The following is a 13,357-nucleotide window of genomic DNA, read 5'->3' on the forward strand; positions in this document are numbered from 1 at the left end:
CCGGAAAGTGCTAATCGCATGCGATTGTCGCATGTCGCACCCTGGGCGTCCGGAAGGCGAGGGCCATGCCGGATGTGGCCAGGCAGCCTGGATTGCGAGACCGACATGACCGTCACCGCGTCAACCCGGACCCACGTCACGAGTGAGGATCTGCGTTGGGAGCGAGAGGCGGAAGACCTCCGGCACGGTGCCGTACTTCGTGTCCACTCCACGGCGTCCAAATGGCTTGCCGCTAGTGCATCGATAACCGGCGTGGCTTCGGTCACCGGCCTCCTCAGCCCCGGCGCGCTCGCCGCGCTGGAGGAGACGACGCGTGACTGCGTTGTAGCATTGCTCGGCCTGGGTTTGCTCATGGCGTTCGCTGGTCTAGTGCTCGCAAGCTTGGCCAGCCAGGGCACGCCCCGCTCGATGGAAATTCTCGATGGCGTCGCATTGAGGAACCACGTTCAGCGGCGCTCAAGCGTTGCCGCCAAGCAACTGCGCGTGTCGCGATTTGTGGTCGTTGCCTCCACGGTGATCCTAGCCGCGGCCGGACTCATCGTCGCAATTACGCCGCCACAGCCCCCTAAACAGCTGTACCTGCTTGTGACGGACTCCGGGCGCGTTGCATGCGGTGAACTTAGCGACCTAGGTGCTGCTGGGAAGGGCACGGTTAACGTTCGCTCCCTCGCCCCCGTACCAGCCTGCTGACGCAGTGCTAGGCGCGGAGGCCTTTAGTCAAGGGCCGGCAGTCAACCGAAGATCGATACCGACTCGCCGCGAGCTCGCACGCGGGCGCGCCACAGGTGTGCAAGGATGCGAACGTCAGGCTTGAGGAGGAGCGCACCATGCCCGTACTAGCAGCGGCTAGAGCGGTTCCCCGGATCCAGTCCCGGCACACCCATCGATCGGACGTGCTCAGAGATGCATCGCGACTAACCGAAATCAGCAGAATCGCAGATGACGCGCAACTCGCTCTCGTTGCGGTCCAGCACGGTCGGCCGACGCCGAATGATAAGGCGGCGCTCAATCGTGTCCTCGAATTGCTCAAAGCGCTCAACACCTACGAGGCCGCCGCGCCCGAGTCGAGCGTTGCGTCGCGCATGCGAACAGCCGCGCCATGGCTTTTGGTCGAAGAAGTGGCGTCGGAAACTCATCGCCAACGGCAGTTGCTGCCAACACTCTTGCAGGAAGCCTTGACCGGAAGCGTGTCCGACGACCCAGAGAATTCCCTCTCGACCTTCCTGGAGCACCTCGCTGACGCAGCATTGCGGTTGGCGACTGAGAAAATGCGATCCTGACACTAAGTGTTCCCAATAGCACTGGACCACATCCGAATCATCGTGCAGTCGCGCGCCGATGAACTTGACGGAATGCTGGATTCCACGAGAGCCAAACAAGACAGTGCGCACGTACGGCTGTTCAAGCGCCAAGCGGCAATAATCAGGTCGCGCCTTAATGGCATCCCCACGGTTCCGCAAGAAACACACGGGATGAAGGTTGCTTTCCGCGAACTTCACCGCCTCTTGAACGAGTTGGACACACTTCATGAGACGTTCAGTACTTACCGGGAAGATCTGAACTCGGCACATCCGGTTGGCCTTCTCTACTTAGCCCGATCAGTTGTGCACGACCTCGCTGAAGCGCCGTTGGATGTCCGCACCGAGATTTTGATACACACTGACGCTGCCCGAAATTACTCCGTACAGAATCTTGCAGAATTGTTTGCGGACGGCTTCGAAGTTCCGTTAATAAGCCCAGCGGGTACTGACCGGCTCGTTGACGGGGAGATGCCAATTGTTCTCGGCGTCCCCGCCTTCGACCCCTATAATGCTTTCCTAGCACCAATCCTGGCCCACGAGGTCGCGCACTTAGCAACCGATATTAGTCTATTGGCCCTATTGGAAGAACAACTCGGGCAGGTCCCGTCGACGGCGCTACTCTCGGACGAAGTCGACAGTCGGGGAGTTCGCTCAGCGAATGCCCGTCTCTGGCGGTGGCTCGAGGAGATCCTATGCGACAGTCTTGCGGCATGGGCGACCGGACCGTCGTGGCTATTCGCCCTCGCTGCATTCCTTCCTGTCCCCAGCTCTGCCGCTGACGAGCATCATCCGTCGGCAAACGTACGCACGGCCTGGGCCTGGCGAGCGCTTAAGCGTTGGGGCTGGGAGGACTTCATGCGGGCGAAGTTTCCCGAGTTTGTTGAGTTTGTATCGGGAATTGCCCTTGAGGATGCTCCCGATGACGATAGCCCATTGAATGACCGTCTCTGGAAGTCCTTCGACGCCGTGATGAAGGTCGTCGAGAGCAGCGAAGCGCCTCGCCTGGATCCAACCGAATACGAAGCAACCGAAAAGCAGCACGGGTTGCAGGTGTCGTTCGAGCGTTCGTACATGCCGCCGGGGTTGGCGGCCGATCCGCCTGGTGCCTGGACGCTACTGCTCGCGGCATGGGTTGCGTGCGCGGAGAATTCAGGAATTGAGTACGTCGCAAGGACTGTGGCGAATCAACCATACAATCAATTTTTGATAAAGTCCTTCGAGCTGTCTGGCATTGCGCGAATATGGCGGACATTACCATGACTATCCTAACAAGTGCTATGATTAAGAGCGCGCTTTCGGCCGAGACAATAGAAGACCGCTTAATCGTGACTCCGCTACTCGAGCCTGACACGCAGATCGGACCTTCGAGCGTAGATCTTCGTTTAGGCACGGAGATCGTTGAGATGGATCGATACAACCGCTCAGCAAGCGACCCGAGGGCGGAGGATCCGCTGACACCGGTTCAGCGACGTGTAGTTGTGCCGCTCGGTCAGCGGATCGCCCTCCATCCCGGTCAGTTCCTGCTGGCTAGCACGCTCGAGTTTGTCCGTCTCCCGGCTTTCCTCGTGGGCCAGGTCCACGGAAGGTCGTCCTGGGGTCGTCTTGGGGTCCAGGTGGCAACCGCGGCCGCTGTACAAGCAGGTTACGCTGGCATGATCACCTTGCAGCTCACCAACGTCGCGACAGTTCCGGTGCATCTATACCCTGGGATGCGGCTCGCACAATTGTTCCTTTGGTGGGCAAATGAGCCTGCACCTACACCGTACGAGTCCGGCCGGGCGAAGTACCGATACCCCCTCGGTCCGCAAGAAAGCCAGATCCCTGCTGAGCGGGGAGAACTCGCGAAGTTCGAGGAATTGGGACGCCGTCTTGGTTCGGCACAGCGGCGAAACGTCGGAGCGCCCGACAAAGAACCGGACGGGTTGCTCGACGAGCAGGGCGCTCCACTATAAGGACGGCTTTCGCAAATATGGCATCACCACCGGGTGTGGCATCGCCTCGAAACGGCCTCGCGAGTTTTCAAACTTCAACGATTCGTCCGAAGCATGTGGCGAGTCCTATCTTCCGATGATTAGCGCTGGCCACTCCCCAAGGCGCGCGCTGCCACGCACGATTGCCACCCCAACGCATCTGCGTCAGCAAGCGACGAAGTGAATGAACCCCTTCGCAAGCCGTAATCGCTGCCCTCCTTCCACTTACACTTCTGGCGCATAACCTCCTCCGCCAGGCGTCTCAACCAAGAGCACGTCCCCGGCCCAGACCTCGGCCACGTCGCTCCCACCTAGCTGAACCACGCCGCCGTCGGCCCGCTCGGTCGAGTTCCGCCCAAGCGCACCGGGTTGGCCACCGGCCATGCCGTACGGCGGCACCCGCCGGTGGTTGGTCAGCAGGCTGACGGTCATCGGCTCGCGGAAGCGGATCCGCCGCACCCCGCCGTCGCCGCCGCGCCACCGGCCCGCTCCCCCGCTGCCGCGGCGGATCGCGTGGGACTCGAGCAGCACGGGCAGGCGCCACTCCAGCACCTCGGGGTCGGTCAGCCGGGAGTTCGTCATGTGCGTCTGCACCACGTCGGTCCCGTCGAACCCCGGCCCGGCGCCCGACCCCGACGCCACCGTCTCGTAGTACTGGTGCCGTTCGTTGCCGAACGTCACGTTGTTCATCGTCCCGGACCCCTCGGCCATCACCCCGAGCGCCGCGTACAGCGCCCCGGTGACCGCCTGGGAGGTCTCGACGTTCCCGCCGACCACCGCCGCCGGGTACTCCGGCGCCAGAATGGACGGCTCCGGCAGCACGATCCGCAGCGGCCGCAGGCACCCGTCGTTGAGCGGGATGTCCGCGTCCACGAGAGTGCGGAACACGTACAGCACCGCCGCCGTCGTTACCGCGGAGGGGGCGTTGAGGTTTGTGCCCAGCTGGCCGGAGGTGCCGGTGAAGTCGATCGTCGCCGACCGCGCCTCCCGGTCCACCGCCATCCGCACCCGGATGTGCGCGCCGGCGTCGGTCTCGTAGTCGTACGCGCCGTCGTCGAGCAGGTCGATCACCCGCCGGACCGCCTCCTCGGCGTTGTCCTGCACGTGCCGCATGTACGCCTGCACCACGTCGAGCCCGAAGTGGTCGATCATCGCCCGCACCTCGTGCACGCCCTTGGCGTTGGCGGCCACCTGGGCGCGCAGGTCGGCGAGGTTGGTGGCGGGGTCGCGCGACGGGTACGGCCCACCGGTCAGCAGCGCCTCGGTCTCCGCCTCGCGGAACCGCCCACCGTCGACGAGGAGCCAGTTGTCGAACAGCACGCCCTCCTCCTCGAGCGTGGTGGAGAACGCCGGCATGGAGCCGGGCGTGAGCCCGCCGATCTCGGCGTGGTGCCCGCGGGAGGCGACGAAGAAGAGCACCCGGGCGCCGTCGTCGTCGAAGACCGGCGTGACCACGGTGACGTCGGGCAGGTGGGTGCCGCCGTGGTACGGGTCGTTCACCGCGTACACCTGCCCGGGGCGGATCTCCTCCCCGCGGCGGCGGATGACCTCCTGCACCGTCGCGCCCATCGAGCCCAGGTGCACCGGCATGTGCGGAGCGTTGGCGATGAGGTGCCCGCCGACGTCGAACAGGGCGCAGGAGAAGTTCAGCCGCTCCTTGATGTTGACCGACTGCGCGGTCGACTCCAGCCGGGCGCCCATCTGCTCGGCGACCGACATGAACAGGTTGTTGAAGATCTCCAGCAGCACCGGGTCCGCCGCGGTGGTCGCCGAGGGCCGCTCCCGCTCCCCCGTGCGGTCCAGCCGCAGGGCGCCGTCGGGCAGGACGACGGCGGACCAGCGGTCCTCGACCACCGTCGTGGCGTTGGCCTCGGCCACGATCACCGGGCCGTTCACCGCGGTCCCGGCGGGCAGGTGCTCCCGACGGCGCAGCGGGACCTTCCGGGCCCGCCCGCCGAGGTGGACGGTCACCTCGGCTCCGCCGTCGTCCCCCTCCTCGGCCGCGACGGCCACGGCCGGGCGCGGCGCGCGGGCGACCACCTCGACGGAGACCGCCTCGACGACGAGCGGGCGGTCCATGAGGAAGGAGTAGGTGCGCAGGTACGCGCCCTCGAACTCCCCGCGCATCGCGGCCGGGTCGGCGAGGAGCACCTGGACGGCGGTGTCGGTGCGCTCGTAGCGCAGGTGCGCGCGGCGCACCACGTCGATGTCCGTGCCGCGGGAGGCGGCGCCGTCGTCCAGCTCGGTGCGGGCGGCGGCCTCGAGCTCGGCAGCGACGGCCTCGAGGCGGGGCACGACGGCGTCGTCGAGCTCGGCCTCGACGGACTGCTCGCGCATGGCGGTGACGTCGGCCAGGCCCATGCCCAGCGCCGAGAGCACGCCGGCGAGGGGCGGGACGAGGACGGTGCGGACGCCGAGGGCGTCGGCGACGGCGCAGGCGTGCTGACCGCCGGCGCCGCCGAAGGTGGTCAGGGCGTAGGTGGTGACGTCGTGCCCCTTGGCGACGGAGATCTTCTTGACCGCGTTCGCCATGTTGGCGACGGCGACCGCGAGGAAGCCCTCGGCCACCTCCTCGGGTGTGCGGTCGTCGCCGGTCAGCTCGCGCATACGAGCGGCGAGCTCGGCGAAGCGGTCCCGGACGACGTCGGCGTCGAGCGGCTCGTCGCCGTTGGGCCCGAAGACGGCCGGGAAGTGCGCGGGCTGGATGCGGCCGAGCATGACGTTGGCGTCGGTGACGGTCAGCGGTCCGCCGCGGCGGTAGCAGGCGGGGCCGGGGTCGGCGCCGGCGGAGTCGGGGCCGACGACGTAGCGGTCGCCGTCGACGTGCAGGACCGACCCGCCGCCCGCCGCGACGGTGTGGATGGCGAGCATCGGGGCGCGCAGCCGCACGCCGGCGATCTCGGTGTGGAAGACGCGCTCGAGCTCGCCGGCGTGGTGGGAGACGTCGGTGGAGGTGCCGCCCATGTCGAACCCGATGACGTGGTCGAGGCCGGCGGCCGCGGACATCTCCGCCATGCCGACGATGCCGCCGGCGGGGCCGGAGAGGATCGCGTCCTTGCCGCGGAAGTGGCGGGCCTCGGTCAGGCCGCCGTTGGACTGCATGAACAGCAGCCGCACGCCGGGTAGCTCGGCGGCCACCTGGTCCACGTAGCGGCGCAGGATCGGGCTGAGGTAGGCGTCCACCACGGTGGTGTCGCCGCGCGGGACCACCTTCATCAGCGGGCTGACCTCGGCGGAGAGGGAGACCTGGCCGAAGCCGAGCCGGCGGGCGAGCTCGCCGACGGCCCGCTCGTGCGCCGGGTAGAGGTGGCTGTGCAGGCAGACGACGGCGACGGCGTCGATGCCGTCATCCTTGGCGCGGCGGAGCGCGGGCTCGAGCGCGGCGAGGTCGGGCTCGGTGAGCACCTCGCCCTGGGCGGTGACGCGCTCATCGACCTCGACGACCCGCGCGTAGAGCATCTCGGGCAGGACGATGTGCCGGTCGAAGATGCGCGGGCGCTCCTGGTAGCCGATGCGCAGGGCGTCCGCGAAGCCCCTGGTGATGACGAGGAGAGTGGGCTCGCCCGTGCGCTCGAGGAGGGCGTTGGTGGCGACGGTGGTGCCCATGCGGACGACGTCGATCCGCCCGGTGGGGACCGGTGCGCCGGGCGCGACGCCGAGGAGGTGGCGGATGCACGGCGGCGTCGCGGTAGCGGGCCGGGTCCTCGGAGAGCAGCTTGTGGGTGACCAGGGTGCCGTCCGGGCGGCGCGCGACGACGTCCGTGAACGTGCCGCCACGGTCGATCCAGAACTGCCAGCCGGTCATGGTGTGGACCCTAGCCAGTCGGGCGGGATTGCCCTCGAGAGCTGGGCCGATAGTCCCTGGCGGAGCCCTCCGTCGCGCGAAAGGATGGTGACGAAACACCCCAAAGCGGCGCATATGGGGTCCCGCACAGGCAGCCGGCCCGGGGGACGGCGCCCGCCCCTCCTCCCGCGGGCAACTTCGCCGCAGAGAGATGCCGAGATGGCAACCGTGAGTGCCTTCACGGAGAAGAACCTGAACGCCCAGGGTTTTGACTACCTCGACCAGGAGGCCAAGGCCCGCTACGCGTTGCCGCTGCGGTTCACGCCAGCGGTGTGCATCATCCTGCTCTCGATCGGGCTGGCCCTGCAGTCTCCCGTCTGGCTGGCGCTGCTGGTGCCGATCGGTCTCAGCGGTGCCCTGCTCCCCAGGGGCATGGTCATCGACGTCCTCTACAACGTCGGCGTCCGTCACCTGTTCGGCGCCCCGAAGCTGCCGCCCACGCCGGCGCCCAGGCGGTTCTCCTACCTCATCTCCACCACGCTGACGGCGGGTGCGGCCCTGTCCTTCCAGTTCGGGCTGCCCGTGCTGGGGTTCGTTCTTGGCGGGGCAGTCATCGTCGGCGCGACGATCCTGGCCACGACGCTCTGGTGCCTCGGGTCGTGGATCTACTGGAAGATCTTCGGCGGCGGCGGGGCGCCTTCGGCCCGGTCGCGCAGGTTGAGCAGCATCTTGCGCATCATCCAGATGTCGCCGAACTCCAGCAGCACGGAGAAGGCGATGGCCGGGGAGAACCACCGGTAGCGGGACCGCACCCGGGTGATCAGCCGGGTCGAGCCGTCCGGCCGGGGGTCGAGCTGCCACGTCCACGTGGTGTCCCCCGGCGTGCCCCAGATCATGGACGACGGCGGATCCATCGCGTGGACCCGCATGCCGTGCCTCCCGTCCGGGCTCATCGGGACGACGTCGCCCACGGCGAGGTGCTGCAGCTCGGGGACGATGCGCCGGGCGCTGGGGCGGCCGAGGTTGTCGAGGAGGTCGTAGCTGTACCAGCCGGCGCGGGTCACCCCGGCCTGGACCAGCCACGGCCAGATCCGCTCCGGCGGTGCGGCCACGGTGACCGCCCGCGTGGCGTTGAAGGTCGGCGCCGGGACGAGCTCGTCGCCGGGCAGGGCCCGGGCGACCTCGTCCGGGGTCGCGCCCCAGGTGAGCTGCCAGGGCCGGAGGTACCGGGCGTAGAGGACCGCCGCCCCGACGGCGGCAGCAACGAGGGTCGGGCGCGTGCGTGGCCTCACGACGCCAGCCTTCGGGCGCGACGGGCACGGGGCAAGGACCGAAGGTCCCCGGCGTCCGTCCTCAGACGCTGGGGTCGCCGGGCTGAGCGGTTGCCGCGGTCAGCGAACCTCCGGGGCGAGGACGATGTCGAAGCGGGTGCGGGCCCAGGTCTGGTCGCCGAGGTCGCGTCCGTCCGGGGTGGGGGTGCCGGGTGCCTGGTCCTCGAAGCGCTTGATGAGGGAGTCCTTGACGCCAAAGACGGAGTCGCCGATCTTGAGCTGGGGGTCACCCTCGAGGAAGATGTGGGTCACCAGGGTGCGGTAGCCGGGGGCGGTGACCATGAAGTGCAGGTGCGCCGCGCGCACCGGCGAGCGGCCGACCGACTCGAGCATCTTGCCCACCGGGCCGTCGTGGGGGATGGGGTACGGGGTCGGGGTCAGGCCCCAGAAGGCGTACCGGCCGTTCTCGTCCGAGGGGAGCCACGCCCGGCCGGCGACGCGGCCGTCGTCGTACTGGACGTCGTAGAAGCCGTCCTCGTCGGCCTCCCACACCTCGATCCGGGCGTTGGGGACCACGTTGCCCTCCGTGTCCGTCACGGTGCCCTCGACCCAGCACGGCGTGCCGTGCGCGCCGCCCGCGATGTCACCGCCGCGGGGGATCTCCGGGGCGTCGTCGACGAAGAACGGCCCGAAGACGGTGGCCTCGGTGGCGTTCTTGTATGCCTCGTTGTTCACCGCGATGGTCTGCATCGACGCCCCGAGCACGTCCGAGAGCAGGATGAACTCCTGGCGGCGCTCGTCGGTGATGTGCCCGGCGTCGGTGAGGAACGCGATGGCGGTGTTCCACTCCTCCTCGGTCAGGCGCACGTCGCGGACGAAGGCGTGCAGGTGACGCGTCAGGGACTGCATCAGCTGGCGCAGCCGCGGGCTCTCACACCCGTCGAAGCTGGCGACGACACGGTCGGTCAGCTCCTGCTCGCGTGCGGCCTGCTCCACGCTCGCGTTCGTCGCAGTGGCTGGGATGGCGGTCTCGGTCATGGTGGTGCTCCCGTCTGGTAGGTGCCGGCTCAGCGGACGAGCTGGAGGCCGGCGCTCGGCGTGACGCCCTCGAGGGCTTCACGGAGCAAGGTGGTGAGGTTCTCGCGGGTCACGGGCGTGGGGTTCGAGGGCGGGGCCGCCTCGAGCACGCGGCTCGCCGCCTCGGGGAGGTCGCGCTCCGTCAGGCCGTGGTCAGCCAGGCGCCGCGGGGCGTCCAGCCTCTCGTAGAGCCGGTTGAGCGTCTCGACCGCTGCCGCAGCGGGGTCCTGGCCCTTGGCGGCTGGGCCCCCCAGCGCAGCCGCGAGGCGGCCGGCCAGCTCCGGGACGGCGGGCGCGTTCAGCGCCACGACGTAACGCAGCACGATCGCGTGCGTCTCGGCGTGCGGCAGGTCGAAGGTGCCGCCCAGCACGTGGCAGATCTTGTGGTGCAGGCCCGACCCGGCGGAGGCGAACGCCACCGCCGAGAGGTAGCAGCCGTACAGCGCCCGCTCCCGCGCCTCCAGGTCCGCCGGGTCCGACACGACCCCCGGCAGGGCGAGCGCCAGGGCCCGGGCACCCTCCAGGGCGAGCGCCTGGTTGATCGGGTCCGCCCGCGGCGCCCACAGCGAGTCCACGCAGTGCGCCAGGCCGTTGAGCCCCGACGCCACCGACATCCCCACCGGCAGCGACGTCGTCAGGGTCGCGTCGTAGACCACCGTGGCCGGCAGGACCCGGTCGTCCACGCCGGTGGTCTTGGTCCGGTCCTGCGTGAGCCCCCACACGTTCGTCGCCTCCGAGCCCGCGTATGTCGTCGGGACGGCGACGATCGGGATGCCCGTCGTCAGGGCGACCGCCTTCGCCAGGCCGACGGTCGACCCGCCGCCCACGCTGACGAGCAGGTCCACGCCGTGCTCGGCCGCCACCGCACGAGCCGTCTCGGCCTTCTCCACCGGCACGTGCTGCACGACGTCGTCGAACCACACCGCGACATCGATGCGCGCGCACACCCGCTCGGCGATCTCACGCTCCCGCGGCGAGGCAACCACCATCGCGCGGGCCGCGCCGCGGCGCGCGACCTCGACGGCGACGTGCTCCGCGGCTCGGCCCGCACCGAAGACCACCCGCTGGCCCAGCGTGACATGCTCGAACACATCAAGCACTATTGTCGTTCCTTTCGTCTTACCGCGAGCAATTCAACCATTGAGTGCTTAACGGCTCGGGCATGTCAGTTGCGCATTACCCGTGCGCACCGAAGCATGAATTAGCACCTCACAGAGGGGTCGCTAGCCCGGCTGTCAGCGAAGGCCGATTCACCGTCTCCATAGCTGCACCCGTCTCGTCGGGGCGGTGGCCGCGCTTAGCCTTCTGGACGAGGTCGTAGACGTGGGCGCGCAGGCGGGCGAACTCGGGGTCGTTGCGGGTGGTGAGCTGGTCGCGCTCGTCGGGGAGGTTGACGGTGACGTCCTCCATGATCACGGTGGGCCGGCCGGACAGGACGAGGACGCGTTGGCCGAGGTAGATGGACTCGTCGATGTCGTGGGTGACGAAGAGCAGGGTCAGGCCGAGGCGGTGCCACAGGTCGCGGACGAGGTCCTCGAGGTCGGCGCGGGTCTGGGCGTCGACGGCGGCGAAGGGCTCGTCCATGAGCAGGATGTGCGGCTCGTAGGCCACCGCGCGGGCGATCGCGACGCGCTGCTGCATGCCGCCGCTCAGCTGCCAGGGGTAAGACCGTGGGACGTCGGCCAGGCCAACGGCCTCCAGGGCGGCGGCGACCTTGGGGCCGCGCTGGGACTTCGGCACGCCCTTCTCCTTCAGGGGCAGCTCAACGTTCTGCGCCACGGTCAGCCAGGGGAACAGGGAGCGGGCGTACTCCTGGAACACCATGGCCATGCCCTTGGGCGGGCCCTTGACGACCTGGCCCTCCAGGGACACGGTCCCGTGGGTCGGGGCCAGCAGCCCGGACAGGCAGCGCAGCAGGGTGGTCTTGCCGGCGCCGGAGGGGCCGACGATGCAGACCATCTCCCCGGCCTTGACCGTGAAGGTGAGGTCGCGGATGGCCTCGGTGTCCCCGGCGTCGGAGTGGTAGACCTTGTTCAGCCCGGTCACGTCGAGCATGTCGGTCCCGGCGGCGGGCCGGTAGGCGCTCTCGGCGGTGGTGTTCGAGCTCATTAGTTGCCTCCTCGTTGGGACTGGCGCAGGCCGCGGTACCAGGCCAGCACGGGGCGCTCGACGGCGCGGAAGATGATCGAGAGCACGACCCCGACGAGGCCGAGCAGGATGATGCCGGTCCACATCTGCGGGATCGCGAAGGACCGCTGGAACTGCACGATGGTGAAGCCCAGGCCGTTGGTCGCGGCGAACATCTCCGAGATCACCATCAGGATGATCCCGATCGAGAGGGCCTGGCGGGCGCCGGTCATGATCTGCGGGGACGCCCCGCGCAGCACCAGGGTGTGCAGCTGGGTGCTCTTGCGCAGCCGGTAGACCTGGGAGGTGTCGCGCAGCACGTCGTCGATGCTGCGCACGCCCTCGATGGTGTTCAGCAGGATCGGCCACAGGCAGCCCGTGGCGATGACGAAGACCTTCATGGTGGTGAAGATGCCCAGGAACAGCATGAGGATCGGGATCATCACCGGCGGCGGGATGGCCCGGAAGAACTCCAGCGCGGGCTCGGTGAACGCCCGCACCGTCGGCGACAGGCCGATCGCCATGCCCAGGGCGATCCCCACCACCAGCGCGATGGCGTAGCCGATGAGCAGCCGGATCACCGAGGGCAGGACGTCGGAGGTCAGCCGGCCCTCCAGCCAGGTGGAGGGGAACGCGGCCACGATGTCCGCCAGCGGCGGGGCGAAGAAGGACTCGCTGTCCGCCGACCAGAGCCACCAACCGGCGACCAGCGCCACAGGCAAGGCCAGGATGACGATGAGGGGCCGTAGCAGGGAGTCCCGGCGGCTATCGCTCAAGTTTGCCCGCGCCTTGGGAACGGTCGTGATCGTGGTCATGCTGCGTTCTCCCGCCGGATCGAGGGGTGCCAGCGCAGGATCCTGCGTTCCAGGGCACGGGCCAGAAGGTTCACGCCGACGCCCAGCAGCCCGGTCACGATCACCAGGGCGTACATCGACGCCGTGGCACCGGAGGACTGGGCCACCGCGAGCAGCTTGCCCAGCCCCGGGGTGCCGATGATCAGCTCGCCCGTCACCGTCAGGATCAGCGCCACGGTCGCGGCCAGCCGGAAGCCGGTGACGATGTAGGGCAGGGCGGTCGGCCAGATCACCGTCCGGGCCTGCGTCAGCGCCGAGAACCGGTAGGACCGCGCGGTGTCCCGCGCGACCGGGTCGACGTCCTGGACGCCGTAGAGGACCTGGACCAGCACCTGCCAGAACGAGGCGTAGATGACCAGCAGGAGCGTGGCCTCCCGGCCCGTGCCGTACAGCAGCACCGCCAGGGGGATCAGCGCGACGGACGGGATGGGCCGCAGGAACTCGATCGTCGAGGACGTCGCCTCCCGCAGCACCCGGACCGAGCCGACCACGATGCCGACGACGATGCCGGCGACCATCGCGATCACGAGCCCGATCGCCCAGGTGGTCAGCGTGTCACCCAGCGCCGTCCAGAACTCCGGCGTCTGCAACCGCGTCACCAGGGCGGAGAACATCTCCGAGAACGGCGGCATGAACCGCCGGTCCACCACCCCCAGCCGGGGCAGCGCCTCCAGCAGCACCAGCACGCACAGCACACCCGCGAGCCCGAGCAGCGCGCTCGGCGTCCCACGGCGCAGCGGCCGAGCGACCCCCCGGGCTACAGGCGTGCGTGTCACAGTTGCGGTGCTCACGGCAGCTGGTCCCTATCACCGACTTGAGACGAACGCAAATCACCGTACGGAAATAGCATCATGAGCACCTCATCCGGAGTTCTTCCTGTCATTCTCAGCCAACTTTCGAGGAAATACGTCACTCGGCCGTCGATCGCAATGGCCAGGGCCGACAACACAGGCTTTCGCATTTTGACACCTAC

At 68.5% G+C, this 13,357-nt stretch carries 11 protein-coding genes and 2 pseudogenes; 4 read left to right on the forward strand and 9 right to left on the reverse strand.

The features are described from left to right. The first annotated feature begins 105 nt into the window (after positions 1–105). Complete coding sequence (locus tag KZX45_RS05935) at positions 106–690, forward strand: hypothetical protein (protein WP_248256804.1); 585 nt, start codon at positions 106–108, stop codon at positions 688–690. A gap of 224 nt (positions 691–914) precedes the next feature. On the opposite strand, the gene KZX45_RS05940 is transcribed toward KZX45_RS05935, so the two are convergent. After that, positions 915–1,412, reverse strand: a complete 498-nt coding sequence (locus KZX45_RS05940) for a hypothetical protein (RefSeq protein WP_248256805.1) — start codon at positions 1,410–1,412, stop codon at positions 915–917. Positions 1,413–1,472: 60 nt separating this feature from the next. On the opposite strand from KZX45_RS05940, the gene KZX45_RS05945 reads away from it, so the two are divergent. Continuing rightward, a complete protein-coding gene (locus KZX45_RS05945) occupies positions 1,473–2,561 on the forward strand; it encodes a hypothetical protein (protein WP_248256806.1) in 1,089 nt (362 codons plus the stop codon). 17 nt (positions 2,562–2,578) lie between these two features. Next, the gene (gene dcd / locus KZX45_RS20435) at positions 2,579–3,253 is read left to right on the forward strand and encodes a dCTP deaminase (protein WP_374112558.1); all 675 of its coding nucleotides are present in this window, start codon (positions 2,579–2,581) and stop codon (positions 3,251–3,253) included. A gap of 243 nt (positions 3,254–3,496) precedes the next feature. Here the strand turns inward: dcd and KZX45_RS05950 are convergent, their stop codons facing one another. Further along, on the reverse strand, positions 3,497–7,048 hold the full coding sequence (locus KZX45_RS05950; RefSeq protein WP_308221709.1) for a hydantoinase B/oxoprolinase family protein: 3,552 nt from the start codon (positions 7,046–7,048) through the stop codon (positions 3,497–3,499). Further along, positions 7,011–7,190: pseudogene (locus tag KZX45_RS20440) on the reverse strand (hypothetical protein); the annotation flags it as partial. The pseudogene KZX45_RS20440 and the gene KZX45_RS05950, both read right to left, overlap by 38 nt. A gap of 84 nt (positions 7,191–7,274) precedes the next feature. Here KZX45_RS20440 and KZX45_RS05960 point away from each other — a divergent pair. Next, positions 7,275–7,664, forward strand: a pseudogene (locus tag KZX45_RS05960) (DUF4395 family protein); the annotation flags it as partial. A 56-nt stretch (positions 7,665–7,720) separates the two neighbouring features. On the opposite strand, the gene KZX45_RS05965 reads toward KZX45_RS05960, so the two are convergent. From KZX45_RS05965 to KZX45_RS05990, 6 genes are all read right to left on the reverse strand, one after another. Then, complete coding sequence (locus KZX45_RS05965) at positions 7,721–8,347, reverse strand: hypothetical protein (RefSeq protein ID WP_248256807.1); 627 nt, start codon at positions 8,345–8,347, stop codon at positions 7,721–7,723. Positions 8,348–8,446: 99 nt separating this feature from the next. Next, entirely contained in the window at positions 8,447–9,364 is a 918-nt protein-coding gene (locus tag KZX45_RS05970; RefSeq protein ID WP_248256808.1) for a dioxygenase, read from the reverse strand. 29 nt (positions 9,365–9,393) lie between these two features. Continuing rightward, complete coding sequence (locus KZX45_RS05975; RefSeq protein WP_374112559.1) at positions 9,394–10,494, reverse strand: maleylacetate reductase; 1,101 nt, start codon at positions 10,492–10,494, stop codon at positions 9,394–9,396. Positions 10,495–10,612: 118 nt separating this feature from the next. Then, complete coding sequence (locus KZX45_RS05980; RefSeq protein WP_248256810.1) at positions 10,613–11,512, reverse strand: ABC transporter ATP-binding protein; 900 nt, start codon at positions 11,510–11,512, stop codon at positions 10,613–10,615. Next, positions 11,512–12,345 (reverse strand): ABC transporter permease, encoded by an 834-nt coding sequence (locus tag KZX45_RS05985; protein WP_248256811.1) that lies wholly within the window; start codon positions 12,343–12,345, stop codon positions 11,512–11,514. Before KZX45_RS05985 ends, KZX45_RS05980 begins: the two co-directional genes overlap by 1 nt. Further along, complete coding sequence (locus tag KZX45_RS05990) at positions 12,342–13,175, reverse strand: ABC transporter permease (RefSeq protein WP_248256812.1); 834 nt, start codon at positions 13,173–13,175, stop codon at positions 12,342–12,344. The genes KZX45_RS05985 and KZX45_RS05990 overlap by 4 nt, the downstream gene beginning before the upstream one ends. Positions 13,176–13,357 lie beyond the last annotated feature (182 nt).

The sequence above is a fragment of the Georgenia sp. EYE_87 genome (assembly GCF_023148685.1).
In the GTDB taxonomy this organism is placed as follows: Bacteria; Actinomycetota; Actinomycetes; order Actinomycetales; family Actinomycetaceae; genus Georgenia.

Coding starts and splice junctions, on each gene's coding strand:
- KZX45_RS05945 (WP_248256806.1), top strand. CDS start 1,473: ATGAAGGTTGCTTTCCGCGAACTTCACCGCCTCTTGAACGAGTTGGAC.
- KZX45_RS05980 (WP_248256810.1), bottom strand. CDS start 11,512: ATGAGCTCGAACACCACCGCCGAGAGCGCCTACCGGCCCGCCGCCGGG.
- KZX45_RS05970 (WP_248256808.1), bottom strand. CDS start 9,364: ATGACCGAGACCGCCATCCCAGCCACTGCGACGAACGCGAGCGTGGAG.
- KZX45_RS05985 (WP_248256811.1), bottom strand. CDS start 12,345: ATGACCACGATCACGACCGTTCCCAAGGCGCGGGCAAACTTGAGCGAT.
- KZX45_RS05935 (WP_248256804.1), top strand. CDS start 106: ATGACCGTCACCGCGTCAACCCGGACCCACGTCACGAGTGAGGATCTG.
- dcd (WP_374112558.1), top strand. CDS start 2,579: ATGATTAAGAGCGCGCTTTCGGCCGAGACAATAGAAGACCGCTTAATC.